The following is a 22,034-nucleotide window of genomic DNA, read 5'->3' on the forward strand; positions in this document are numbered from 1 at the left end:
CCCCACCACCCGCCACACCAGGTGTTGCCCGGTCGCGCCCAGCGCCATGCGGATGCCCAGCTCGCGCGTCCGCTGACTGACCGAATAGGACAACACGCCGTAGAGCCCCACGCCCGCGAGCACCAGCCCCAGCACCGCCAGGGCCACCAGCAGCGAACCCAGCACCTTCGTGTGGCCAAGGCTGGCGTCCACGACGGACTCCAGCGAGCGCACGGGGGCCCTCGGGAGCGCGGGGGCCACGGCGCGAAGCTGCTCGCGCAGCACCGGAGCCAGCAAGGCAGCGTCCTGCGAGGCACGCACGGTGAGCAGCATGTGCAGTCCCCAGAGCTGTCCCATGGGGACGAACGCCTCGCTGGCCGGGGGGGCGTCCAGGCTGTTGTGCTGGACGTCCCCCACCACGCCCACGACTTCGCGGAAGGGCTCACCGTCGAGCACCAGCTGCACGCGCTGCCCCACCGCGCTCCGCCCGGGGAAGTAGCGGCGAGCGAACGTCTCGTTCACCACGACCACCGGCGCGGTGCCCGGCCCATCCCAGGCTTCGATGGCGCGCCCTTCCTTCACCGGGATGCCCAGGGTGCTGAAATAGCCGTCGCTGGTGGTGCGGAAGAGGACCCGCTCCCGGGAGTCCGCCTGCGCTGCCGATTCGCCCGGCAGCAGCACCGGCGCCAGGCCATTGCGCCCCCACAGGGGCACGGTGCTCGACATGCCCGCGGACGTCACGCCCGGAAGCGCGCGCACCCGCTCCAGCACGCTGGAGAAGAGGGCGCGCTGGGCGGCCTCCTCCCGGTACTTCGACGAAGGCAGGGAGAGGTCCACCACCGTGACGCCCTGGGGATTGAAGCCCAGCGGCACCGCGCTCAAGGCCTGGAGGGTGCGGAGCATCAGGCCCGCGCCCACCAGCGGAATCAGCGCCAGGGCCACCTGCGCGACCACCAGCACCACGCGCCCGCCTTCACGCCGCGTGGCCCCCGCGCCGCCTCGCAGCCCGCCCAGCACGCCCCGCGCATCCGCGCGCGACACCCGCAGCGAGGGGACCAGGCCGAAGAGCAGGCTGGTCACCACCGAGAGCACCAGCGCGATGCCCAGGACATGCGGCTGCAGGCGGAGGGCCTCGGCGTCCACGAACTGAGGTGGCATGAGCGCGCGCAGCAGTTCCATGCCCCACATCGCCAGGAGCAGGCCGGCGGCGCCCCCCATGAGCGCCAGCATCCCGCTCTCCACCAGGAACTGCCGCACCAGCCGCGCTCGGCCCGCGCCCAGGGCGACGCGCACTGACACCTCGCGCTCCCGCGCGGAGGCCCGGGCCAGCAACAGGTTGGCCACGTTGGCGCAGGCCACCAGTAACACCAGCGCCACCACGCCGGCCAGGAGCCATAGCCGCTCCTGGGAGCCCTCCACCACCTGCGTGTGCAAGGGCACCAGCCGCACCCCGGCGGGCTCCTCAGCGAAGCCCGGCTCGCGAACCAGCGCGGCGCCCAGGTCCGTCAATTCCGTGCGTGCCTGCTGCGCGGACACACCTTCACGCAGGCGGCCCACCACGCGCAGCCACACCCCTCCGGCCGACTCCTCCGCGGACAGCACCAACGGCTTCCACGCCTCCACGTCCGGTGCGAAGCGGAAGCCCGCGGGCAACACCCCCACCACCGTGTGGAGCTGGTCATCCACCCTCAACGTCTGTCCCACCACGTCCGGGCGGCCACCGAAGCGCCGCTGCCACAGCGCATGCGACAGGAGCAGGCCGTTGGCGTCCGTCTCCGCTCGGAAGTCCTGTCCCAACAACGGCCGCACGCCCAGGAGCGAGAACAGGCCCGCCGTTGCCCGCCCCGCGCGCACCCGCTCCAGCTCGCCGTCACCCGCCAAGGTGATGTCGCGTATCGACAGCCCCTCCAGCCCCTGGAATGAGAATGCACGCTCGCGCCAGGCCTGGAGCGACCGCGGCGACACGCCCAGCCGCTCGCGCTGAGGCGTCGACTGGTACAGCGTCACCAACTGCTCCGGCGCCCGGTACGGCAACGGCCGCAGCAGCACCTGATACACCGCGCTGAAGACGGCGGTGGTGGCGCCAATGGCCAGCGCGAGCGTGGCGATGAGGACCAGCGTGAAGGCGGCCTCACGCCGCATGCGGCGCAGGGCCAGGCGAACGTCCTGAAGAAGCTGGGACATGAAGGACCGGCTCCGTTGCAACTCCAACGCCATCAAGCGTCGCTTCGGACAGGGCCCGGTGTGCACCCGGCCGGGGCGTGCCCCGCGTTCGCCTGTGGCACGCGAAATCCCATCATCGGACAAGCGCCCGGACCTCGAGCAAGGCGCGCTGGGCCCAAGCTGCGGATTCCCGACAGCTTCAATGTTCCGGAGCGTCAGTGCGCCATCGGTGACTTTCGGCGAGCGGAGGCAGGTGGTACGGCCCCCCCATCGAGGTCCCCATGTTCCGAAACCTCTTGGTGCTGGCGAGCATCGCCTCCTGCGCTGCCTGTGTCTCCGAGCCGAAGAGGTTGCCCGCGTCAATGGACCCATCGAATCCGGATGCGCCCGAGGCCCCTCATGCGCCCGGGTTGACCGCATTCACGGCCTCCACTCCGGAGGTGCCTGCACCTGGTGGCACGGAGGCACGGGACGCGGGGCCCCCGGGTGCTGCGTCGCCCGACCCTGACCACGCCCCCGGACACGGCGGACCTCCGTGAGGCGGGCCTTGCGCGTGGGCGCGGCGCTGCTCGCAGGAGGTTGCACGTCCATCCAGAAAGAGCGGGGCCACGCGGAGGTAGCGGCGCTCGTCGAGGAGCGGTTGGGCCGCAAGACGCGCTGGAACCAGGGCACTCCGGAGGACGCCGAGGTCGCGCGCCATCTCGACGCGCTCCTGAAGGAGGACCTCACCTCGGACCGTGCGGTGGAGGTGGCCCTGCTCAACAATCCGACGCTCCAAGCCACCTACGAGGACCTGGGCGTCTCGCAAGCCGACATGGTTCAGGCCGGCCTGCTCTCCAACCCGACGTTGGACGGGAGCATCGGCTTCCCCATCGCCGGGCGTGGCGTGTCAGAGCACGAAGTCTCATTGGTGCAGGACTTCGTGGACCTCTTCACGTTGCCCCTGCGCAAGCGCGTCGCCCAGGAGCAGTTCATGGCCGACACGCTCCGGGTGGCGCACGAAGCGCTGGCCACCGCGGCCGAGGTGCGCAAGGCCTTCCGTCAGGTGCAGTCCCTCCAGCAGTTCGTGGAGCTGCGCCGCATGGCGCTCCAGGTGGCCGAGGCGGCGGCGGACCTCTCCGTCCGGCTGCGCACCGCGGGCAACATCACCGAGCTGGACCTTGCGAGTGAACAAGCAGCCGCCGAGGGCGCTCGGCTCGAGCTGGCGGAGGGTGAGCTCGCCTTGGTGGAGGCCCGCGAGCACCTCAACCGCCTCATGGGGCTGTGGGGGCCACGCACGCAGTGGACCCTCTCCGAGAAGCTCCCGCCGTTGCCTGACCAGGAGGCCTCACTGGAGCACCTGGAGTCGCTCGCCATCCGTCAACGGCTGGACATCGACGCGGCCCGAAAGCAAACCCTGCTGCTCTGGAATGCGCTGGAGCTCGCGCGGAGTACACGCTTCTTCGGGCGCGTGGACGTGGGCGTTCACGAGCACCAGGACGCGAACGGCCCCAGGCTCTTTGGCCCGACCCTGTCTTTGGAGTTGCCCATATTCGACCAGCGCCAGGCCCTCATCGCCCGGCTGGAAGCGCAGCACCGCCAGGGCGAGCGGCGACTGATGGCGCTGTCCGTCAATGCCCGCTCGGAGGTTCGCGCCGCCCGCGCCCGGCTGCTGTCGCTGCGCCTGATGGCCGAACGCTACCGGCGGGTGGTGCTGCCCCTTCGTGAGAAGGTCGTCGCGCAGTCGCAGCTCCAGTACAACGCCATGCAGATAGGCCTCTTTCAACTGCTCACGGCCAGGCGTGAGCAGGTAGAGGCGTATCAAGGCTACATCGAGTCCGTCCGCGACTACTGGATGGCGCGGGCCGACCTGGAGCAGCTCGTGGGCGGCCGGCTGCGAGCGGGCAGCGACGCACCCACGCCCTCGCCCACCCAGCCAGCACAGCCCGGGACGCACACCGGGCACGGAGAGGCCCCATGAGCACCCGCGCGACTGAAACCGAACACGCCTCGGGCCGTGAGGACGACGCCCCCGGAGCGCAGGAGCGCAGGGGGACTCCTGGAGACCTTCCGGAGGCTGGCTCCGAGGACGCGCTGACGCGGCGGACCTTGCTTGTCACCACGGGGGCCACGCTCGCCGGTGGCGCACTGCTGCTGAGCGGCTCCGCGGCGCGCGCCCAGTCGGTCGTCCCAGGGGCCTCCGGGCCTCGCGAGGGCGCCCCCACTGACACCGGCCAGCGGCGCGTACGACAGCCCCACCGGAGCTACCGGCCCGTGGTGGTGCCCAATGGCGCCAAGCTGCCGTGGAAGGTCGTGGACAACGTGAAGGTCTTCCACCTGGTGGCCGAGGAGGTGGAGCATGAGTTTGCCCCGGGATTGAACGCGTGCTGCTGGGGCTACAACGGCCGGGTCCACGGTCCCACCATCGAAGCGGTGGAGGGTGACCGGGTGCGCATCTACGTCACGAACCGGCTCCCCGCGGCCACCACCGTCCACTGGCACGGCATCCTGCTTCCCAGCGGCATGGACGGCGTGGGCGGACTCAGTCACAAGTCCATCGCCCCAGGTGAGACGTTCCGGTACGAGTTCACCCTGCGCCAGGCGAGTACGAACATGTATCACTCGCACCATGACGAGATGACGCAGATTGGCCTCGGGATGACGGGCATGTTCATCATCCACCCGCGCCGACCCGTGGGGCCCCGCGTCGACCGGGACTTCGTCATCCTGCTGCATGAGTGGCGCATCGACGTCGGCACGGGACGGCCCAATCCGAATGAGATGACGGACTTCAACGTGCTCACCATGAACGCGAAGGCGTTCCCGGGCACGGAGCCGCTCGTGGTGCGCAAGGGCGAGCGGGTGCGCATCCGGCTGGGCAACCTGAGCCCGCAGAACCACCACCCCATCCACCTGCACGGCTTTCACTTCCGCATCACCGAAACGGATGGCGGGCGCGTCCCCGAGTCCGCGCAACAACCGGAGGGGACGGTGCTCGTCCCCGTGGGCAGCACACGCGTCATCGAGTTCGTGGCGGACGTGCCAGGGGACTGGGCCCTGCACTGTCACATGACACACCACATGATGAACCAGATGGGCCATGCGTTCCCCAATATGATTGGCGTGAAGCCAGGGGACCTGGACGCGAAGGTCCGCCCGCTGTTGCCGGGCTACATGACGATGGGCCAGACGGGGATGGCGGAGATGAAGATGCCCGTCCCACCCAACTCCATTCCCATGCTGGGGGCGCAGGGCAAGCATGGCTTCATGAGCGTGGGAGGCATGTTCACCGTGCTCAAGGTTCGCGAACGGCTGGCGCGCTACGCGGACCCAGGCTGGTACGACAACCCACCCGGCACCCTGGCCGTGGCGGCCAGCCCTGACGAGCTGCGCCGGGACGGTATCGACGTGAATGCCCCGGCCCCGGTCGAGCCCGGCGCACCGGCCTGAGCCTTTTGACAGCCCGACCGGGCGGCCATTGCAATTTTCGTTACCGGCAATTCCTTACTTCCCTTCTTGACACCCCTGACGCTGCGTGGCACATATCTGTGCCACATCAATAATGAGAATCATTCTCATTATCCAATTTGCCCCCCATCGGGCGCGGCATCCAGCAGGAGGAGCAGGGACATGGGAACGCCCACCCGGGTGGCGCTCGTCACAGGAGCCGCACAAGGTATTGGCGCGGCGGTGGCGCGTGCGCTCGCGGGCGATGCGCTCATCGCCGCGGTCGACACCCACGCGGACGGCCTGTCCTCCCTGGTGGCCGAGCTCCGGCAGAAGAATCAACACGCGGTGGCCTACCCGGCCAGCGTGAGTGAGGTCGCCGCGGTCGACGCCGTGGTGGAGCGCATCGAGCGGGAGCTGGGCCCCATTGAAGTGCTGGCCAACGTGGCGGGCGTCCTGCGCACGGGGCCCGTCCTGTCCTACAGCGACGAGGACTGGGCGTTCACCTTCTCCGTCAACACCGTGGGCGTGTTCCAGGTGTCCCGCGCCGTAGCCCGGCGCATGGTGCCCCGGCGCGGCGGTGCCATTGTCACCGTGGGCTCCAACGCCGCCGCCATGCCCCGCACTCAGATGGCCGCGTACGCCGCCTCCAAAGCCGCATCCAGCATGTTCACCAAGTGCCTGGGCCTGGAGCTGGCCCCGCACGGCATCCGCTGCAACGTCGTGTCCCCCGGCTCCACGGACACCGCCATGCAGCGCGCGCTCTGGGCGGATGACTCCGGCGCGCAGGCGGTGATTGCCGGCTCGCCCGAGGCCTACCGACTGGGCATCCCGCTGCAACGCATCGCCACCCCAGAGGACATCGCCAACGCGGTGCGGTTCCTCGTCTCGGACGCGGCACGCCACATCACCCTGCACGACCTCCGCGTCGACGGGGGCGCGACGCTCGACGCCTGACCCCGCCCTCGCGCGGCCCCGCTCAGGCCCACGTCCATCAAGTTATTGAGAATGATTATTAGGATCCACTTCACCACTTGTCGCCGAGGCGCCGCCGTGTGGCGCCCTGTGCGCGACGCCCGCTGAGCCGAAGGAGCAGGAACACCCCATGGGACCGCAGACACTCGCCGCGCAGTTGCTCGAGAGCTACGAGGCTGGCGCTTCGTTCTTCTTCGCCACGCCCCGCCGCACGCTGCTGGCGCGCGGCACCTTCGCCACGGTGCCGCACCTGGGCGGCGCGGATGCCCTGGCGCGGCTCCCCGAGCGCGTGACGGCGGTGCTGAATGACGCGCGTCAGGCCGACCACGACATCCCGGTGGCGGTGGGCGCGGTGCCCTTCGACGGCTCGGTGCCCGCGCAACTCGTGGTGCCGCTGACGCTCCAGCGCGCCGGGCCGCTGGTGTTCGACCAGGACGTGCCGGTGCAGCGGCCCATCAGCGCCAGCTACACCGTCCAGCCGGTGCCGGAGCCCGCCGCGTACCTGAGCGGCGTCGCACAGGCGCTGAAGCTGATGCAGAGCGGGCCGCTCCAGAAGGTGGTGCTGTCGCGTTCGCTGCACCTCAACGCCACCGCCCCCATCGACCTGCGGCAGCTGCTGCGCAACCTCGCGCAGCGCAACCCGTCCGGCTACACCTTCGCCGCCGACCTCCCCCAGCAGGACGGGGCCAGTGGCGCGGGGCTCCGCACGCTCATTGGCGCCAGCCCCGAGCTGCTCGTGTCCCGCTCCGGGTTCCAGGTGGTCGCCAATCCCCTGGCCGGCTCCGCGGCCCGCAGCGCGGACCCGCTGGAGGACCAGGAGCGCGCCGCCGCGCTGCTGAAGTCCCCCAAGGATTTGCACGAGCACGCGGTCGTCATTGACGCCGTCGCGGAGGCGCTGCGGCCGTACTGCAAGACGCTGAACGTGCCCGCGGCGCCATCGCTGGTGAACACCGCCACCATGTGGCACCTGTCCAGCCGCATCACCGGCGAGCTCGCCGACCCCTCCATCTCCTCGCTGACGCTGGCGGCGGCCATGCACCCGACGCCCGCGGTGTGCGGCTACCCCACGCGGCTGGCGCACGAGGCGATTGGCTCCATCGAGCCCTTCGAGCGCGGCTACTACACCGGCACGGTGGGCTGGTGCGACGCCACGGGTGACGGCCAGTGGGCGGTGACCATCCGCTGCGCGGAGGCCAGTGAGCGCACCCTGCGCCTCTTCGCGGGCGCGGGCATCGTGGTGGGCTCCACGCCCGAGTCCGAGCTGGCGGAGACCGAGGCCAAGTTCCGCACCATGCTCCACGCCATGGGCCTGGGCCAGGGTGCCGGGGTGCAGTCATGACGTCCCCCCTCCTCCCTGGCTGCCCCACCTGGCCGGAGGCCTACGCCGCCCGCTACCGCGAGGCCGGCTACTGGCGCGGCGAGACGTTCGGCCAGCTCCTCCACGAGCGCGCCCAGCGTCACGGCGAGCGGACCGCGCTGGTGGCCGGTGAGCGCCGCCTCACCTACGCCGACCTGGACGCCCGCGTCAGCCAGTTGGCCGCCGGCTTTCATGCGCTGGGCATCCAGGCCCGGGACCGCGTGGTGGTGCAGCTGCCCAACGTGGCCGAGTTCTTCGAGGTCATCTTCGCGCTCTTCCGCCTGGGCGCGCTCCCGGTGTTCGCGCTGCCCGCGCACCGCGCGTCGGAGATTGGCTACTTCTGCGCCTTCACGGAGGCGGTGGCCTACGTCATCGCGGACAAGCAGGCCGGCTTCGACTACCGCACGCTGGCCGAGCAGGTGCGCACCACCTGTCCCACGCTGAAGCACGTCCTCGTCGCCGGTGACGAGGGCCCCTTCACGGCGCTGAGCAGCCTGTACGCCGCGCCCACGGCGCTGCCGCCCGGGCCCGCGCCCAGCGACGTGGCCTTCTTCCAGCTCTCCGGCGGGAGCACGGGCGTGCCCAAGCTCATCCCGCGCACGCACGACGACTACATCTACAGCCTGCGCGGCAGCGTGGATGTCTGCCAGCTCGACGAGGCGAGCGTGTACCTGTGCGCGCTGCCCGCGGCGCACAACTTCCCGCTCAGCTCGCCGGGCGTGCTGGGCACCTTCTACGCGGGCGGCACGGCGGTGCTGGCGCCCAACCCCAGCCCGGACACGGTGTTCCCGCTCATCGAGCGCGAGCGCGTCACCATCACCGCGGTGGTGCCGCCGCTGGCCATGGTCTGGATGGACGCGGCCCGGACGCGCCGGCACCAGCTCGCCAGCCTGCGGGTGCTCCAGGTCGGTGGCGCGCGCCTCAGCACCGAGGCGGCCCAGCGCGTGAAGCCCACGTTGGGCTGCACGCTGCAGCAGGTGTTCGGCATGGCCGAGGGCCTGGTCAACTACACGCGCCTGGATGACCCCGAGGAGCTCATCGTCAGCACCCAGGGCCGGCCCATCTCCCCGGACGACGAGCTCCGGGTGGTGGACGAGGACGGCGAAGACGTGGCGCCGGGCGAGACGGGCCAGTTGCTGACGCGCGGGCCGTACACCATCCGGGGCTACTACAAGGCGGAGGCCCACAACGCGAAGGCCTTCACCGACGACGGCTTCTACCACACCGGTGACGTGGTCCGCGTGACGCCCCAGGGCTACCTGGTGGTGGAAGGCCGCGCCAAGGACCAGATCAACCGGGGCGGAGACAAGGTCGCGGCCGAGGAGGTGGAGAACCACCTGCTGGCCCACCCCGACGTGCACGACGCCGCGGTGGTCGCCGTTCCGGATGCGTTCCTGGGCGAGCGCACCTGCGCCTTCGTCATCGCGCGCGGCACGCCGCCCGCGCCCCATGTGCTCACGGCCTTCCTGCGCCAGCGGGGACTGGCCGCCTTCAAGATTCCCGACCGGGTCGAGTTCGTCGAGGCGTTCCCCAAGACGGGCGTCGGCAAGGTCAGCAAGAAGGCGCTGCGCGACGTGCTCGCCGGCGCTCCCTCCCCCACTCCGGTTTCGCGCGCGACGCGCTGAAAGGAACTCCCCCATGGCGCTCCCCGCCATCGCTCCCTATCCCATGCCCGGCGCCGCCGACCTGCCGAAGAACAAGGTCTCCTGGACGCCGGATCCGAGCCGCGCCGTGCTGCTCATCCACGACATGCAGCGCTACTTCGTGGAGGCCTTCGCGCAGGGCCAGTCGCCCGTGACGGAGCTGGTCGCCAACATCCAGCGGCTGCGCCAGCACTGCACGGCGCTGGGCATCCCCGTCGTGTACTCGGCCCAGCCGGGGGGCCAGACGCCCGAGCAGCGCGGGCTGCTGCTGGACTTCTGGGGCGGCGGCATCAACGGCGGCCCGGACCAGAAGCGCATCATCGACGCGCTGACGCCCGCCGAAGGTGACATCCAGCTCACCAAGTGGCGCTACAGCGCGTTCCGCAAGACGGACCTGATGGACCAGATGAAGGAGCTGGGCCGCGATCAAATCCTCATCTCCGGCATCTACGCGCACATCGGCTGCCTGCAGACGGCCAGCGACGCCTTCATGAGCGACGTGCGGCCCTTCCTGATCGCCGACGCGCTGGGTGACTTCTCCCTGGCGCACCACCAGCTCGCGTTGAGCTACGCGGCCCAGCTGTGCGCCGTCACCACCACCACGCAGTTGGTGCTCGACGCGCTGGGGCCCGTCTCCACGTCCAGCATGCTGACCCGCAAGCAGGTGCGCGCGGACGTGGCGGAGCTGCTCCAGGAGCCGCCGGAGGCGCTGGGTGACGACGACAACCTGCTCGAGCGCGGAATGGACTCCATCCGGCTGATGACGCTGGTGGAGAAGTGGCGGGCCGCTGGCGCGGAGACCACCTTCGTGGAGCTGGCCGAACGGCCGACGCTCTCCGACTGGTTCACGCTGCTCTCCCTGGGCAACACGCCCGCTTCCCGGAACGCCGCGTAGCTCCGCGGTGCGCGAGGCACCTCGCGCCCCTGACGCATGAACACACGGGAGTCCCTGGCGATGGGCGAAACACACGAAGCAGGTTGGCCGCTGTCCGCGGCCCAGCATGGAATCTGGGTCGGCCAGCAGTTCGACCTCACGAGCGCCGTCTACAACGCGGGGGAGTGCATCGAGCTCCGCGGGCCGCTCGTCGTGGAGCACTTCGAGTCCGCCCTGCGCCAGGCCATCGACGAGGCGGAGGCGCTCCACGCGCGCTTCGTCCCCGGCGCCTCCGGCCCCGTGCAGCTCGTTCAACCCCGCGCGTCGTGGCGGCTGCACGTCGCCGACGTCAGTCACACGCCCGACCCCTGGGCCGCGGCGCAGGCCTGGATGCACGAGGACCTGACGCGCACGGTGGACCTGGGCCAGGGCCCGCTGTTCGCGGAGGCGCTGTTCAAGGCGGCGCCGGACCGCTTCTTCTGGTTCCAGCGGGCGCACCACATCGCCCTGGACGGCTTCGGCTTCTCGCTGGTGGCCCGCCGCGTGGCGGACCTCTACACGGCCCGGGTGACGGGCAAGCCCGCCACGAACGGGTTCGGCTCGCTCCGCGCCGTCATCGACGAGGACGCCGCCTACCAGGGGGGCGCGCAGCACGCCGCGGACCGCGCCTTCTGGGTGGAGCGCTTCACCCAGGGCCCCACGCCGGTGACGCTCGCGGAGCCCGCGCCCATGTCGCCGCGGTTCGTGCGCCAGACGCGGCACCTGTCACCCGCGGACCTGGAGCGGCTGCAGGCCGCCGCGAAGCAGGCCGGGCTCACGTGGCCGGACCTGGTGCTCGCGGCGACGGCGGCCTGGCTGCACCAGCACACCGGTGTGCCCGAAGTCGTGCTGGGGCTGCCGGTGATGACTCGCCTGGGCTCGGCCGCCATCCGCGTGCCGTGCATGGCCATGAACATCGTTCCGCTGCGTGTCCCGGTTCGCCCGGGCGCGGGCTTGTTCGCCATGGCCCGCGACGTGGCGGCGGAGCTGCGCGCCATGAGGCCGCACCTGCGCTACCGCTACGAGCAGCTTCGCCGCGACTTGAAGCGCGTGGGTGGCCAGCGGCGGCTCTTCGGCCCCGTGGTCAACATCATGCCGTTCGACTACGCCCTGCGCTTCGCGGGCATGCCGGCCTTCGCCCACAACCTCTCCGCGGGCCCCGTCGAGGACCTGTCCATCGGCATGTACGCCCGCTCCGACGGCAGCGGACTGCGCGTGGACTTCGACGCGAACCCCGCTTGCTACAGCCCCGACGTCCTGGACGCCCACCAGCGCGGCTTCCTCCAGTTGCTGGAGTCACTGGTGGCCTCGCCCGAGCAGGCCGTGCGCGCGGCGCCGGCCCCCGCACGGCCCTCCGTCGTGGATGGCGGTCCCCTGCCGATTCCGCGGCGGCCCGTGCTGGAGCTCTTCAAGGAGCAGGCGCGCGCGCGGCCGGAGGCCATCGCCGTGGAGCATGGCGAGCACCGCCTCACCTACGCGGCCCTGCTCCAGTCCGCCCAGGCGCTCGCGGAGCAGTTGCGGGCCGACGGCGCGCGGCCCGACACGCTGGTGGCCGTCTCCCTGCCCCGGAGCATCGACGCCATCGTGGCCACGCTGGGTGTCCTCTTCTCCGGCGCGGGCTACCTCCCCGTGGACCCCTTCGGTCCCGAGTCCCGGACGAAGGCCATCCTGGATGACGCCGCGCCGCGCCTGACGGTGCGCAGCGCCGTGAAGGACCTCACGGCCGGAATGCCTCCGCAGGCCCCCGGGCAGCTCGCGGTGCACCGGCGCGCCGGCCCGGAGCTGCCGGCCATTGCGACCCAGCCAGGCGCGCCGCTGGCCTACGTCATCTACACCTCCGGCTCCACCGGCCAGCCCAACGGCGTGCAGATTGACCACGACGCCCTGGCCCACTTCGTGGCGGGCGCGACGTTCCGCTACGAGGTGACGTCCGAGGACCGGGTGCTGCAGTTCGCGCCGCTGCACTTCGATGCCAGCGTGGAGGAGCTCTTCGTCTCCCTTTGCGCCGGCGCCACGCTGGTGCTGCGCACGGACGAGATGCTCCAGTCGGTGCCCCGGCTGCTGGAGGCCTGCGCCACGCATGGCATCACCCTGCTGGACCTGCCCACGGCCTTCTGGCACGAGCTGGCCTACAGCGTGTCCACGGGCGCGGCCCGGCTTCCGCCGTCGCTGCGCACCGTCATCATCGGCGGTGAGGCCGCGCTGCCCGAGCGCGTCGCGCGCTGGCGGGCCTCCGCCGGCCCTCACGTCCGGCTGCTCAACACCTACGGCCCCACCGAGGCCACCGTGGTCGCCACTGTCGCCACGCTCAGCGGCGGCCCCGACGTGACGCCCGCCGGAGACGACGTGCCCATCGGCCGCCCCCTGCCGGGCGTGCGCGCGGTGATTGCCGACGCGCGGGGCCGCATCGTCCCCACGGGTGAGGAAGGCGAGCTCCACCTGCTGGGCGGCGCGCTCGCTCGGGGCTACCTGGGCCGCGAGGCGCTGACCGCCACGCGCTTCATCACGCTCGACGCCCTGCCGGGAAGCCCCCGCGCCTACCGCACGGGCGACAAGGCCCGGCTGCGCGAGGACGGCCAGCTTGTCTTCGTGGGCCGCGTCGACGACGAGTTCAAGATCAGCGGGCACCGCATCGACCCATCCGAGGTCGAGACGGCGCTGCTCGGCCACCCGGGCGTGCGCGAGGCGGCCGTCGTCGGACAGGTGCTCCCCAGCGGCTCGCGCCGGCTGTGCGCGCACGTCGTCACCACGCAGCCCGCGCCCACCGTGGCCGAGCTGCGGCAGCACCTGCTGGACGGCCTGCCCGCCCCCATGGTGCCCGGCACCTTCGTCTTCACGGAGCGGCTGCCGCGCACCAGCACCGGCAAGCTGGACCGCGCCGAGCTGCGCCGCCTGCTGCCCACCGAGGAGGCCGCGACCCCAACGGAGGGAACCACGGCCCTGGAGCGCGTGGTGCTGAAGGTCTGGGAAGAGGTGCTGGGCGTGACGACGACGTCCGCGCAGGACGACTTCTTCGACCTGGGCGGCCAGTCGCTCCAGAGCATCCAGGTCGCCAACCGGCTCAGCGTCGAGCTGGGCCGCGAGATTCCCGTCGCCACCGTCTTCCGTTACCCGACGGCGGCCGGGCTGGCCCAGGCACTGGAGCACGGCAGCGACGGCGCCTCCGACGCCGGGGGCCTCACCGAGAGCATGCTCGCCGACGCCGTGCTGTCCGAGGACATCGTCCCCCCGCTCAAGGTGGAGGCCGCCGAGTCCCCGCGGCTGCGGCAGGTCGTCCTCACCGGCGCCACGGGCTTCGTCGGGGCGCACCTGCTCCACCAGCTCCTGCGCCAGACGGACGCGCGCGTGGTGTGCCTGGTCCGCGCTCGTGACGAGGCGCACGCCCTGGAGCGCATCCAGGCCACGCTGGCGTCCCAGCAGCTCGCCCCTGAACACCTGATGGAGCGCGTGGTGGCGCTGCCCTCGGACCTCACGCAGCCCTGGCTGGGCCTGAGCCCGGCGCGCTTCCAAGGGCTGGCCTCGGAGTGTGACGCCGTCATCCACAACGCCGCCGTGGTCAGCGTGGTGCGCGAATACGGCAGCCTCCAGGCGGTGAATGTGCGCGGCACCCGCGAGCTGCTGCGCCTGGCCGCCGCGGTCCGCGCCAAGCCCTTCCACTACGTCTCCACCCTGGCGGTGGCGCCGCAGACGGACGTCAGCCCCGACGTCCCGGAGGCCTTCGTGCCCGCGCACCCGGGCCTGCGCGACGGCTACCAGCAGAGCAAGTGGATCGCCGAGCGGCTCGTCGAACAAGCCGGAGCGCGCGGCCTCCCCGTGGCCGTGTACCGGCTGGGCCGCGTGGTGGGTGCGCCCGACAGCGCCATCGTCAACCCGCAGGACCTGGTGTGGCGCATCCTGCTGGCCGGCATCCCCGTGGGCGCGCTGCCCCAGCTCGACGTCGCCGAGGTGTGGACGCCCGTGGACTACGTGGCGGGAGCCATCGTCCGCATGGCGCGCGACGCCCGCCCGCCCACGGTGTTCAACCTCTGCCCCACGCCCGAGGTGAAGCTCCGGGAGCTGTTCGCCTGGGTCCGTGACTACGGCTATCCCGTGGAGCACTGCTCCGTGGGGGAGTGGCGCGACCGCGTGGCCGAGCGCGCCGGCACCGGGGAGCACCAGTCCACGCTCGCCTTCTTCGACCTGCGCTCGGGCACGGACGTGCCCGCGTTCGGGCTAGGCCCCATCCGCTGTGAGCGGGTCCATCAAGCGCTCGAGGGAACGGGCATCACCTGCCCGCCCACGGACCGTGCGCTGCTGTACCGATACCTCGACTCCTGCATCGCGCGCGGCCTGCTGCCGCCCGTGCCCGCAACCCGCCCTCCTACTGAAACGGCACTCCCGTGACGAACCCCACCTGGACGCCAGACTCCTGGCGGCACAAGCCCGTCAAGTACATGCCGGAGGACTATCCGGACGCGCGGGCCCTGGCCCAGACCGAGGCCGAGCTGTCCCGCCTGCCGCCGCTCGTCTTCGCGGAGGAGACGCGCCGGCTCACCTCCCGGCTCGCCCTGGTCGCCGAAGGCAAGGCCATCCTGCTGCAAGGCGGCGACTGCGCGGAGAGCTTCAAGGAATTCACCACCGACAACATCCGGGACACCTACCGGCTGCTGCTGCAGATGGCCATGGTGCTGACCTTCGCCGGCAACCGTCCGGTGGTGAAGGTGGGCCGCATCGCCGGGCAGTTCGCCAAGCCGCGCTCCAACCCCACGGAGACGCTGGACGGCGTCACCCTGCCCAGCTACCGCGGGGACATCATCAACGGCATGGAGTTCGACGCCCAGGCGCGAACGCCCGACCCGGGCCGGCTGCTCAAGGCCTATCACCAGTCCTCCGCCACGCTGAACCTGCTGCGCGCCTTCGCCCAGCGCGGCTACGAGGAGCTCGCCGAGCCCCAGCGCTGGCCCCAGGGCGGCATCAACCGCTTGCTGGCGGACCGCATCCTCGAATCCCTGTCCTTCATGCGGGCGCTGGGCGTCAGCCCGGAGCCTCGCGGCGGCTCCAGCGCCATTGATTTCTTCACCAGCCACGAAGCCCTGCTCCTCAACGTGGAGGAGGCCATGACGCGCGCCGAGCCTGACGGCCGCGGCTGGTACGACACGTCCGCGCACATGCTGTGGATTGGCGAGCGCACCCGCCAGCTCGACGGCGGCCACGTGGAGTTCATGCGCGGACTCCAGAATCCCATTGGCATCAAGTGTGGCCCCACCATGGAGCCCGACGAGGTGCTCCGGTTGATGGACGTCCTCAATCCCCAAGGCATCCCGGGCCGCATCACCCTCATCGGGCGGTTTGGCGCGGACCTGGTCGCGGAGCGGCTGCCCCCGCTCATGGCCGCCACCCGCCGGGACGGCCGCCCCGTCATCTGGTCCATCGACCCGATGCATGGCAACACCCACAAGGCCGGCAATGGCTACAAGACGCGCTCCTTCGACCGCATCCTCACGGAGGTGTGTGGCTTCATGGACGCGGCCGCCGCGGAGGGCGTCCACCCGGGTGGCCTGCACCTGGAGATGACCGGGCAGAACGTCACCGAGTGCCTGGGCGGCCCCCAGCCCGTGACGGAAGACGACCTCTCCAGCCGCTACCACACCCACTGCGATCCGCGGCTCAACGCGGACCAGGCCCTGCAGCTGGCCTTCCTGGTCGCCGAGTCCATGCCCTCCCTTCGCGCGCACGAAGCCCGTGCGGCCTGAATCGCTGGAGCCTTTCGTGACAGCCACCTTCTCACCGCGTCAGGAGCGGCTGCTCATCCTGCTGCTGGCGGGCGTGCAGTTCACCCACCTGCTGGACTTCATGATCGTCCTGCCGCTGGGTCCGGAGTTCATGCGGCTGTTCAGTCTGTCAGCCGCGCAGTTCGGAACGTTGGTGTCCTCCTACACGTTGGCCTCCGCCGCCATGGGCGTGCTGGGGCTCGCGTGGGTCGACAGGTTTGGCCGCAGAAGCACGTTGCTGGTCATCCTGGGGGGGTTCATCACAGCCACGCTGGCCTGCGGCGCGGCGCAGAGCCACGCGTGGCTGCTGGTGGCCCGGAGCCTCGCGGGAGGCTGCGCGGGCCTCATGGGCGCGGTCATCATGTCCATCATCGCGGACACCATCCCCGGTGAGCGCCGTGGCCAGGCCATTGGCACGGTGATGTCCTCGCTCGGGTTGTCCGCGGTGGCGGGGGTCCCCCTGAGCTTGGGCCTGGCCAACCTGCTCGGCTGGCGCGCGCCCTTCTGGGCCATTGGCGTCCTCGGGGCCCTCCTCTGGTTCGGGCTGCTCGCCGTGCTTCCGCGGCTGGATGCACACGTCACCCCGGGCACGGAGCGTCAGGCGCCTTCCGTCACGGCGCTCTTCACGCCGGGCTTCGCGCTGGGCTGGCTGCTGACGTTCAGCGTCGCCTTCTCCAGCTTCTTGCTGATTCCGTACCTGAGCGCGTTCATGGTCGGGAACCTCGGGCTGAAGCAGACCGACCTGCCCTGGGTGTACCTGGCCGGCGGCGCCGCCACGCTGCTCGCGGCCCGTCAGGTGGGCCGCTGGGTGGACCGGTTCGGCCCCGCCCGGGTGCTCGGGCTGTTGCTGGTGGGCACCCTGGTGCCGCACCTGGGCTTCACGCACCTTCCCGCCTCGCCGCTGCCGGTGGTGATGGTCGCCTTCGTCCTCTTCATGTCGCTGACGTCCACGCGCCCCATCCCCACCATCGCGCTCATCTCCGCGCGGGTGCCGCCGCCGCTGCGCGGGCGGTACATGGCCATGAACATGGCCGCCAGTGACGGCGCCTCCGGGCTCGCGGCGTGGGCCAGCGGCCTGATGCTGGCCACCGCGCCGGGCGGTGGGCTGGTGGGCTTCGGGCTGGCCGGATGGCTCGCCGTGGGCGTCACCACCGTCTCGCTCTTCATCCTCTGGACCTTTGGCCGTAGCGCCGCCCCAGAGAATCGCAGTCTCCCTCTCGCCCCGTAGAAGGAAACGTCCATGGACACTCCCCTCAAGAAGCACCCCTCCCTGCCTCGTCCCATTCAAGGCGAGCTGAAGCTCGACCGCTCCAACCAGCTCCTCGCCGAGGCGCGGCGGCTGGTCCCCGGCGTCACGCAGTCCATGATGAAGCGCCCGGAGATGTTCGCGCCTGGCGCCTTCCCCGTGTTCCTGGCCAAGGGCAAGGGCGCGCTGGTGGAGGACGTGGACGGCCAGGAGTACATCGACTTCATCGGCGGCCTGGGCGCCAACATGCTGGGCCACAATGACCCGGCCGTGCTGAACGCCATCCGGGAGCACCTGGAGGAAGGGGTCCTCCACTCGCTGCCCACGCCCGTGGAGGTCTCCGCCGCCCAGACGCTGGTGGACCTCATCCCCGGCGCGGAGATGGCGCGCTTCTTCAAGACGGGCGCGGATGCCACGTCCGCCGCCGTGCGCCTGGCGCGCCACATCACCGGCAAGCAGAAGATCATCACCGTCGGCTACAACGGCTGGCACGACCACTTCATGTTCGACACGCCGGGCGTCCCGGCCGCGCTGGCGGCGCTGACCCTCCGGATGCCGCTCTTCACGCCTCCGGACGAGCCGGCCCTGCTGGCCGCCATCGAGCAGAACGCCAGCGAGCTCGCCCTGGTGCTGCTGTCGGTGCCCTACAACCGGCCCCTCACGTCGGCATTCCTGCAGCAGGTGCGCGCCACGTGCACCGCGAACAACGTCCTGTTCGCCCTGGACGAGGTCGTCACCGGCTTCCGGCTCGCGGTGGGCGGCGCCCAGGCGTTCTTCGACGTCCGCGCGGACTTCGTCACCCTGTCCAAGAGCATCGCCGGGGGCATGCCGCTGTCGGCCATCGCCGGTCCGGCGAAGCACCTGAGCCGCCTGAGCGAGCTCCAGGTGTCCACCACCTTCGGCGGTGAGCTGCTGTCGCTGTACGTGTGCGAGGCGGTGCTGAAGGGCTACCGGGATGGCGCCTACGTCCAGCACCTGGCCCGCCTGGGCCGCAAGCTGCGCGAGGGCGTCAACGCCCAGGCGGAGGCCGCGGGCGCGTCGCTGCGCGTGATTGGCTACGACGCCATTCCCTTCTTCCTGTTCGCCAAGGACCCGGCGGAGCACGCGAAGCAGATGCAGCCCTTCCAGGCGGGCATGGCCCGCCGGGGCATCCTGCTGCGCCGCGACGTCACCTTCCTCAGCACGGCGCACACGGAGGAGCAGATTGACTACGCCATCGAGATGACGGGCGAGGTCCTCCGCTCCCTCGCGAAGCCGGCGGCGGCCTAGCCCTTCGCGTCGTGGTGGTCCGAGGTGCCGCGCTTCCAATAGCCCGTCACCCGGACCCAGCTCTTGTTGGCGCCACGCTCGTTGATGAGGTGGTCCTTGATGGGGCGCACGGTGTGCGCCTCACCCGCCACCCAGGCGAAGTAGTCCCCCGCGGGGAACTCCAGCCCGCGGATGGCCTGCTGCAGCACATCCGAGTGCCCCGCCTCCACGCCGTTGCGGTGCAGCCACGTCACCGTCGCGTTGGCGCGGGTGGTGAACCGCTGCTCTTCCGACGCGTCCGGGACCTCGCAGAACACGATGGCGCGCGTCCCCTCCGGCAGCTCCTCCAGGATGCGGCCCATGGCGGGCAGCGCCGACGAGTCACCCGCGAGCAGGTACCAGTCGAAGTCCTGCGCGACGAAGGTGGAGCCGCGCGGCCCACCCACGGCCAGCAAGTCCCCCACCCGCGCCTTGCTCGCCCACGTCGTCGCGGGCCCCGTGCCGTGCACCACGAAGTCGATGTCCAGCTCGCCCGCGGCGGCGTCGTACCGGCGCGGCGTGTAGTCACGCGCGTCCGGCTTGCGCTCGCCTTCCTTCAGCACCAGCCCCGTGGGCGTCACCGTGGGGATGACAGGCATGCGCTTGCCCTCCTCCGGGAACAGCAGCTTCACGTGGTCGTCCGCGCCGGGGCTGTAGAAGCCCTCCAGGTCCTCGCCCGCCAGGGTGATGCGGACCATCTGCGGCGTCACCCGCGTCACCCGCTTCACCTCCAGGAGGCGGAACTTCACGGGGAACGGTCCCCGTCGATAGACACGCTCAGTCGTCGTCGTCACGAATGCTCCAGGTATCGATATTGACTCTCATTTTCGATACCATGGCATCCCCGGTCGGGCAACGAATGAAGGAGCCCCGCGGCGTGCCGCCCTTCAGCGAGCGGTCCGCCGCGGGGCCGCCTGGCATGTGCGCTGAGTGGCTCCGCGCACATGCCAGGGAGCGACCTCAGCCGCAGGTCATGGTCCAACGGCAGTTGTTGGACAGGCACTCGCGGGCGCTGCCGCAGAGGGCGCCCCGGGCCTTCTTGTTCTGGCACTTGCCGGCGTTGAGCCCCCAGCCGCAGTACTGGGTGCTGGCGCAGTGGCTGTCGTTGGTGCAGGTGGAGGTGGAGGGGTACCAGGACGCGCGGGTCTCCTTCGGCACGTAGGCCGCCACGCCGCTGGTGTCGATGTTGGTCGCGCTGTCCGCCATGCCGGTGCGCGTACCGGTGGCGCGCTCCCACATGCGGATGAACGTCTCGGACGAGCCCTCCAGGCCCGTGGTGTTGACGCCGAGCTGCTTCAAGTCACGCACCACGTCCGGCAGCAGGCCCACGTGGGCCAGGCCATAGTTGTCGAAGTCCGTGCCCAGCGGCGGCGGGCCGGAGGTGAGCTGCTGCTGGGCCTGGGCCGCAGCCTCCGCGGCGAAGCCGGCCGAGCAGGCGCCGTGGGGACCGAAGCGCGGGCGGGTCTGCTGGATGAAGCCGTTGAGGTCCGCGCCGAAGCCCATGTTCACCTTGAGGCCCAGGCGGCCGAACTCGTAGGCCTGCGCCAGCGAGCGCGTGGAGCCCTGGCAGTTGTTGGCCACCGGCGTGCGGGTGTAGTCGCGCGTCTCGTCGTGCGCGGTGCGCAGGCCGAACATGCCGCCCGTCTGGCGCAGGTAGCGGATGATGGACGCGGGCGTCGTCTTCTCGTTGGCGGCGAGCCCCGGGTGCATCACCTCACGGAAGTGACCGTGGGAGATGTACATGGGGTAGTAGTTGCGGCCCTGGGCGATGGCGAACGTGTCGTTCACGGAGCGCTCGGACATGTGCGCCACGTCGACGAGCATGCCCTTGTTCATCATCTCCGCGACCAGCGCCCGGCCCTCGGTCGTCAGGCCCTTGGTGTTCTTGCAGTTGGCGTCCACGTTGAAGCCCAGCGTGAAGCCGTTGCCCGTGAGGCCGCAGTCGGTGTCCACGTGACAGTTCTCCAGGAACTGCGCGACCTGGAAGATGGCGTTGTGGGGCGCCGCGCCGCCAAAGCGGTTGTCCAGCTGGTGCACCGGCTGGATGGAGCGCACGCCCAGCGAGTAGACGCGGTTGAGCTCGGTCTGCCAGTTCTTGGTGCCGAACAGCTTGCTCGACTCGATGGAGAGCACCATGGCCAGCTTGCCGGAGGCGATGATCTGCCGCGCGTGCGCCGGCGTCAGCGCGATCTCCGCCCACGACGTGCGGGCGTCGAAGTCACGCGCCATCTGCAGCTGCACGTCCACGTCCACCATCTCGTCGCAAGGGCGCTTGATGTTCTGGTACGGCAGCGCCTTGCAGAGGAACTCGTTGCTCACCAGGGAGATGGTGACCAGCGACATGCCCCCCAGGTGCGCCTGCCGCAGCCAGCCCTCCCAGGCCTGCTGATGCGCGATGGTGTCCCAGCGCGGCCACTGCGTGGGCACGCTCATCCGGCCCAGGTGGAGGCCCGTGTCGCCCTCCGTCCCTTCGACCTGCCCGATGATCTCCGACGCCACCGCGCCGCCCACGCCGAACATCTCCGACAGCACCGGCACGCCGCCCAGGTCCACGCCGCCCGCGTTGGGACACACGTTGAGCATGGAGCCCAGGTCCATGCGGACGCGCGCATGGTCGCTCTCCGGGAAGCCACCGTCACAGCTCACCAGGGAGCCGTTGTGCTTGCCGTGGAACCAACCCCCGCTGAACGCCTCCTCGGCGAACATGTGGTGGTGCATCTCCGCGAAGCCCGGAACCGCGACGGGCTGTGCGACTTCGCCGGTCGCGGACTCCTCGACAGGCATGTCTTCATCCGTGGGCTGGCACCCTTGGCTCAGCGCCATGACGGACATGAGTGAGAGGGACAGGAAACGCCGTGGGGCTGCTCCGATATATCGCTGCATGCAGGACACCTTTCCGATACCGCGGTGAGGTGCTACCGGAGTACCAGGAGTGCGTCCTGTTTTTCAATGTTTCCAACTTTTTCTTGGGGCATGGAACTGACAGGTGTCACACGGTGAATCGGCGGTGGAACCCCTTGTGATGACGACTGTTCGCCTCTGGCGGGGACGTTAGTCGGTGTGAAGCGTCACGTTACAAACGGCGTTCAGGACCCGTGGGCAGGTGAGGCGGACCCCCGCCATTCACAGATTGACGCTCCAAGACGATCTCGACCTCACGGAGCTGCTGATGACGAAGTCCTGGCGTGCGTTCCCGGTGCTGCTGACGCTTGTGGCTGCCTGTGGGTCGCCACCGGTGGAGGACACGCATCCGTCATCCGCTGAAGCGCCCGCGCGGTCGACCGCGGCCCCGCGA

General features: G+C 70.7%; 13 protein-coding genes. 10 read left to right on the forward strand and 3 right to left on the reverse strand.

Translation table 11 applies throughout. The features are described from left to right. Positions 1-2,163: ABC transporter permease (locus G4D87_RS07905; RefSeq protein ID WP_240358093.1), on the reverse strand; the 2,163-nt coding region annotated here is incomplete at its 3' end. A gap of 514 nt (positions 2,164-2,677) precedes the next feature. Here G4D87_RS07905 and G4D87_RS07910 point away from each other — a divergent pair. From G4D87_RS07910 to mxcL, 10 genes are all read left to right on the forward strand, one after another. Continuing rightward, entirely contained in the window at positions 2,678-4,102 is a 1,425-nt protein-coding gene (locus tag G4D87_RS07910; RefSeq protein ID WP_240358094.1) for a TolC family protein, read from the forward strand. Next, on the forward strand, positions 4,099-5,571 hold the full coding sequence (locus G4D87_RS07915) for a multicopper oxidase family protein (RefSeq protein WP_163780531.1): 1,473 nt from the start codon (positions 4,099-4,101) through the stop codon (positions 5,569-5,571). Before G4D87_RS07910 ends, G4D87_RS07915 begins: the two co-directional genes overlap by 4 nt. A gap of 180 nt (positions 5,572-5,751) precedes the next feature. Continuing rightward, positions 5,752-6,525: a 2,3-dihydro-2,3-dihydroxybenzoate dehydrogenase gene (locus G4D87_RS07920; RefSeq protein ID WP_163780533.1), complete on the forward strand. Its 774-nt coding sequence runs from the start codon at positions 5,752-5,754 to the stop codon at positions 6,523-6,525. Between the two features lie 148 nt (positions 6,526-6,673). Next, positions 6,674-7,882: an isochorismate synthase DhbC gene (gene dhbC, locus G4D87_RS07925; RefSeq protein ID WP_163780535.1), complete on the forward strand. Its 1,209-nt coding sequence runs from the start codon at positions 6,674-6,676 to the stop codon at positions 7,880-7,882. Beyond that, positions 7,879-9,525: a (2,3-dihydroxybenzoyl)adenylate synthase gene (locus G4D87_RS07930; RefSeq protein ID WP_163780537.1), complete on the forward strand. Its 1,647-nt coding sequence runs from the start codon at positions 7,879-7,881 to the stop codon at positions 9,523-9,525. The genes dhbC and G4D87_RS07930 overlap by 4 nt, the downstream gene beginning before the upstream one ends. A gap of 13 nt (positions 9,526-9,538) precedes the next feature. Continuing rightward, entirely contained in the window at positions 9,539-10,438 is a 900-nt protein-coding gene (locus tag G4D87_RS07935) for an isochorismatase family protein (protein ID WP_163780539.1), read from the forward strand. A 60-nt stretch (positions 10,439-10,498) separates the two neighbouring features. After that, the gene (mxcG, locus tag G4D87_RS07940; RefSeq protein WP_163780541.1) at positions 10,499-14,839 is read left to right on the forward strand and encodes a myxochelin non-ribosomal peptide synthetase MxcG; all 4,341 of its coding nucleotides are present in this window, start codon (positions 10,499-10,501) and stop codon (positions 14,837-14,839) included. Further along, positions 14,836-16,188, forward strand: coding sequence for a class II 3-deoxy-7-phosphoheptulonate synthase (locus G4D87_RS07945; protein ID WP_163780543.1), 1,353 nt, complete (start codon positions 14,836-14,838; stop codon positions 16,186-16,188). Before mxcG ends, G4D87_RS07945 begins: the two co-directional genes overlap by 4 nt. A gap of 16 nt (positions 16,189-16,204) precedes the next feature. Beyond that, the gene (gene mxcK / locus G4D87_RS07950; RefSeq protein WP_163780545.1) at positions 16,205-17,434 is read left to right on the forward strand and encodes a myxochelin export MFS transporter MxcK; all 1,230 of its coding nucleotides are present in this window, start codon (positions 16,205-16,207) and stop codon (positions 17,432-17,434) included. 12 nt (positions 17,435-17,446) lie between these two features. Further along, positions 17,447-18,721: a myxochelin B biosynthesis transaminase MxcL gene (gene mxcL, locus G4D87_RS07955; RefSeq protein ID WP_163780547.1), complete on the forward strand. Its 1,275-nt coding sequence runs from the start codon at positions 17,447-17,449 to the stop codon at positions 18,719-18,721. Here mxcL and G4D87_RS07960 read toward each other — a convergent pair. Both G4D87_RS07960 and G4D87_RS07965 read right to left on the reverse strand, forming a co-directional pair. Beyond that, positions 18,718-19,533, reverse strand: a complete 816-nt coding sequence (locus G4D87_RS07960; RefSeq protein ID WP_163780549.1) for a siderophore-interacting protein — start codon at positions 19,531-19,533, stop codon at positions 18,718-18,720. The genes mxcL and G4D87_RS07960 overlap by 4 nt on opposite strands. Before the next feature lie 166 nt (positions 19,534-19,699). Next, entirely contained in the window at positions 19,700-21,622 is a 1,923-nt protein-coding gene (locus G4D87_RS07965; protein ID WP_163780551.1) for a membrane dipeptidase, read from the reverse strand. Positions 21,623-22,034 lie beyond the last annotated feature (412 nt).

This window comes from Myxococcus vastator (assembly GCF_010894475.1).
GTDB lineage: Bacteria > Myxococcota > Myxococcia > Myxococcales > Myxococcaceae > Myxococcus > Myxococcus vastator.

What these genes read in the sequence shown, in the direction of transcription:
- G4D87_RS07965 (WP_163780551.1), bottom strand. Translation starts at nt 21,622, where the DNA reads ATGCAGCGATATATCGGAGCAGCCCCACGGCGTTTCCTGTCCCTCTCA.
- G4D87_RS07930 (WP_163780537.1), top strand. Translation starts at nt 7,879, where the DNA reads ATGACGTCCCCCCTCCTCCCTGGCTGCCCCACCTGGCCGGAGGCCTAC.
- mxcG (WP_163780541.1), top strand. Translation starts at nt 10,499, where the DNA reads ATGGGCGAAACACACGAAGCAGGTTGGCCGCTGTCCGCGGCCCAGCAT.
- mxcL (WP_163780547.1), top strand. Translation starts at nt 17,447, where the DNA reads ATGGACACTCCCCTCAAGAAGCACCCCTCCCTGCCTCGTCCCATTCAA.
- G4D87_RS07920 (WP_163780533.1), top strand. Translation starts at nt 5,752, where the DNA reads ATGGGAACGCCCACCCGGGTGGCGCTCGTCACAGGAGCCGCACAAGGT.
- G4D87_RS07935 (WP_163780539.1), top strand. Translation starts at nt 9,539, where the DNA reads ATGGCGCTCCCCGCCATCGCTCCCTATCCCATGCCCGGCGCCGCCGAC.
- dhbC (WP_163780535.1), top strand. Translation starts at nt 6,674, where the DNA reads ATGGGACCGCAGACACTCGCCGCGCAGTTGCTCGAGAGCTACGAGGCT.
- G4D87_RS07915 (WP_163780531.1), top strand. Translation starts at nt 4,099, where the DNA reads ATGAGCACCCGCGCGACTGAAACCGAACACGCCTCGGGCCGTGAGGAC.